Consider the following 3,770-nt stretch of genomic DNA (forward strand, 5'->3'; position numbering starts at 1 on the left):
GGTTATGCCCGATAATTAAGATTCCTATTTCATGCTTAATGCACCAATCTATTACTCTTTTACTGGCTGTATGGAGATAATTTTCTACTCGACAATTTCGTTTGTGAGTTAATTTTTTTAATCTACGAGAATTACTTTGATTGTGGTTGGTTTTTAATTGAGATTGTAAACAAGAGCGCTGTTTATTATAAAAGGTGTTAATTGCTTTTAATGGTCTGCCTTTAATCAATAGAGGTGAAATTCCTGTTTGATTTGTAGTTACAGCGATTAAGTTATTTACTCCTAAATCTACTCCTGCTATTTGTTTATTTTCTGTAGTTGACTCCGATTTTTCATAGACTATTTCTATTATATAACAACTACTTTTGGGGATGATTCTTGCTTCTCTTATTTCTGTCTGTGAGGTGGAAATTTTGATTTCACTCATAGACAGGTGACAAATTCCTTTCTTTAAGGATTTTTTGTATATTGATTCATCTGGATAGGGCAGTATATTTCGGCCTTTTTTCTTATGTTTATATTTGGGAATTTTCGGTTTTCCTAGAAATTTATTTGGCTGTTTTTTCCACTCTCTTAAAGCGGCAAAATAACTTGTCCAACTTTGATCTAATCTCCTAATAATTTGCTTACTTACCTTGGTAGGCAAAGCTTGATAATCGTCACTTTTAGATACCTGGTGATAAAGTTCAGTAAAATTTAATTTCTTTTGCTCGNCAGATTTTTAGACAAAAAAGCCTTGTGGTCAATTTCAGACCAAAAAGGATGATTTTTTGATATGACATGACGTTCAACTAGCTTCATACCTTAATTGTAGCTGATAGGGACTCAATAGATGGACAAGGGAAAAAAACTTACTCATTTTAGTTTTATAGCTATAGTTATGAGTAAGTTTGATGAACTTTAGATAAGTTTTCCCTTTCTGTATTTACCCCCAAAAATACTAGCCAAGATTGCTCAAAGTGTGGGGAAACAGTTCCCAAAGAATTAAACATACGAACTCATTCTTGTCCACATTGCGGCATAGTAATAGACCGCGACTTAAATGCGGCGATAAATATAAAAAATAGGGCGACAGGGCATTTCGTCCTTAAAGCTCGTGGAGCCCGATGCAATGGCAGGGCAGCGAAACGAGAAGCCTACACTAAGCTGGCGCTATAGTGTGGGAGTATGTCAGATGTAGCATCTTATTGTGATTCAAGGGAAATCTTTAATGCAAATTACCAATACGATTCATTTCCGAAACCTAAAAGGAGATATTTTTGGTGGCTTGACTGCTGCAGTGGTGGCCTTACCAATGGCACTCGCTTTCGGCATTGCTTCTGGAGCTGGTGCTGCTGCAGGGTTATGGGGAGCAATCTTAGTCGGATTTTTTGCCGCTTTATTTGGTGGTACTCCTAGTCTGATTTCTGAACCCACCGGACCTATGACTGTCATTGTCACTGCTGTGATTGCCGAATTAATGGCCGCCAATCCTGAAAGTGGTCTGGCAATGGCCTTTACTGTAGTAATGATGGCGGGTATCTTTCAAATCCTATTTGGAGTCCTGCGATTGGGGAAGTATATTACAATGCTTCCTTACAACGTCATTTCGGGTTTTATGACAGGAATTGGCGTGATTCTGATTTTTTTGCAAATTGCTCCGTTTATCGGTCAAGAAACTCCCTCTGGTGGAGTAATTGGCGTGATTAAGGCTTTCCCTAATTTGATTGCCAATATTAATCAATGGGAAACGTTGTTAGGGTTAATTACTCTAGGAATTTTGTTCTTTTGTCCTGCTAAACTTAAAAAGTTAGTTCCTCCCCAACTGGTAGCTTTGGTAATTGGTACAGCGATTTCTTTTATTTTCTTTGGAAACATTGAAATTCGGACGATCGCTACAATTGGAGAAATTACCCCCGGTTTGCCACAACTGCAAATGCCTACATTTACCGCTGAAAATTTACGGTTAATGTTTGTGAATGCCATGGTTTTGGGTATGGTGGGTTCTATTGATTGCCTATTAACTTGTTTGGTTTCAGATAGTTTGACGAGAACTGAACATAAATCGAATAAGGAATTAATCAGTCAAGGGGTGGCGAATTTAATTACAGGTTTATGCGGTGGAATTGCTGGATCTGGAGCCACAACGGCAACTGTAGTTAGTATCCAAGCCGGGGGACGTACCGCTTTATCTGGGATTAGTCGTGCTTTAGCTCTATTGATTGTTGTGTTATGGGCGGCACCTTTAACTTCCGGAATTCCTCTAGCTGTATTAGCAGGAATTGTCTTAAAGGTGGGAATTGATATTATTGATTGGGGTTTCCTCAAACGGGTTCACAAAATTTCTTGGAAGGCTGCCGGAATTGTTTATAGTGTGGTACTACTCACGGTATTTGTGGATTTAATGGTGGCAGTTGCGGTGGGAGTTTTTATCGCGAATATTTTAACCATTGAACGTCTCGAAGAAATGCAATCTAATTCTGTCAAAGCTATTACTGATGCAGACGATAAAATCGTAATGACTGACGAAGAAAAGGAAATTTTGGAATTGGCAAATGGCCGAGTTTTGCTGTTTCATTTGAGCGGGCCAATGATTTTTGGAGTAGCCAAAGCGATTTCCAGAGAACATGGTGCCATTAGTAATTATGATGTATTGATTGTCGATTTGAGTGAAGTTCCAATTCTGGGGGTAACTTCTTCTTTGGCGATTGAAAATGCCATTCAAGAGGCGATTGATGCTGGACGAAATATAATTATGGTTGGAGCAACTGGAAAGGTAAAACGTAGGTTAGAAAATCTGGGAATTGCTGGCTTAATTCCAGAGAATTACTGGATGGGCGATCGCCTGACTGCACTTAAAGAAGGTTTACAAATAGTCAAGCAAAAAGAAAGCTCTGGCTATGAAGATATCCCAAAATCTGCTTTTCCCAGTTCTTGACATACTCCCGCTTGAGTTGCCTAAATTTGTTACTAATCTAAAATCTGTAAGCAGTAGGAGACTTAGAACGGAGTTTCCAGAACAAATCAACAAAGCTTATTTCAAAGCTGTTTTTTGGAGTGAATCATACTTTATTGCTAGCTGTGGTGGTGTAAGTGTTTCAGTGCTAAAAAAATACATAGACAATCAGGACGAACCTCGTAGATAACGCCCGGCTTTCCCATGGGACGCTCCCCTGCCGGAGAGGACGGGACTTCCCGCCTGGGAAGTTAAATTGGGGCTTACTGATTAAATATCAAAGCATTTACAGATAAAGGTTTTAGCTTTTTAGAACTGGAAAAATTACCTAGTTTTCAACTCTTTATGCTAAAAAAGGAGCGCATTTTGGGCGCATAGTTGAGCATAAAAATTACTCCCCTACTCCCCTACTCATTAAAAAAGACTTTTTCAGCAAACCCTAATTGTAGCTAATNGTTAAATTGGGGCTTACTGATTAAATATCAAAGCATTTACAGATAAAGGTTTTAGCTTTTTAGAACTGGAAAAATTACCTAGTTTTCAACTCTTTATGCTAAAAAAGGAGCGCATTTTGGGCGCATAGTTGAGCATAAAAATTACTCCCCTACTCCCCTACTCATTAAAAAAGACTTTTTCAGCAAACCCTAATTGTAGCTAATAGGGACTCAATGGATAGAAAACTGAACAAACTTACTCATTCTAGTTTTATAGCTATAGTTATGAGTAAGTTTTCGCTTTCTGTGTTTACCGAATTATTAGTTATTAATAATTAATAATTAAATAATTCTGGTTTAAAGCCTCCCCTTGGATAGGGAAAAAAAGTGCTAGGATATTT

Annotated in this window: 2 protein-coding genes and 2 pseudogenes; 3 read left to right on the top strand and 1 reads right to left on the bottom strand. The window is 38.0% G+C overall.

What is annotated here, in order from left to right; all coding sequences use genetic code 11:
• Positions 1 to 427, bottom strand: a 427-nt coding sequence (locus AFK68_RS44420; RefSeq protein WP_371357263.1) for a transposase, incomplete at its 3' end; no start/stop codon positions are given.
• Positions 428 to 933: 506 nt separating this feature from the next.
• Between AFK68_RS44420 and AFK68_RS06530 the strand changes: the two are divergent.
• From AFK68_RS06530 to AFK68_RS06540, 3 genes and pseudogenes are all read left to right on the top strand, one after another.
• Positions 934 to 1,158: pseudogene (locus tag AFK68_RS06530) on the top strand (zinc ribbon domain-containing protein); the annotation flags it as partial.
• A gap of 52 nt (positions 1,159 to 1,210) precedes the next feature.
• The gene (locus AFK68_RS06535; RefSeq protein ID WP_094671663.1) at positions 1,211 to 2,917 is read left to right on the top strand and encodes a SulP family inorganic anion transporter; all 1,707 of its coding nucleotides are present in this window, start codon (positions 1,211 to 1,213) and stop codon (positions 2,915 to 2,917) included.
• Positions 2,918 to 2,927: 10 nt separating this feature from the next.
• A pseudogene (locus tag AFK68_RS06540) lies at positions 2,928 to 3,125 on the top strand (transposase); the annotation flags it as partial.
• Between the last annotated feature and the right edge of the window lie 645 nt (positions 3,126 to 3,770).

Source organism: Hydrocoleum sp. CS-953 (genome assembly GCF_002260545.1).
GTDB lineage: Bacteria > Cyanobacteriota > Cyanobacteriia > Cyanobacteriales > Microcoleaceae > Trichodesmium.

What these genes read in the sequence shown, in the direction of transcription:
- AFK68_RS06535 (WP_094671663.1), top strand. Translation starts at nt 1,211, where the DNA reads ATGCAAATTACCAATACGATTCATTTCCGAAACCTAAAAGGAGATATT.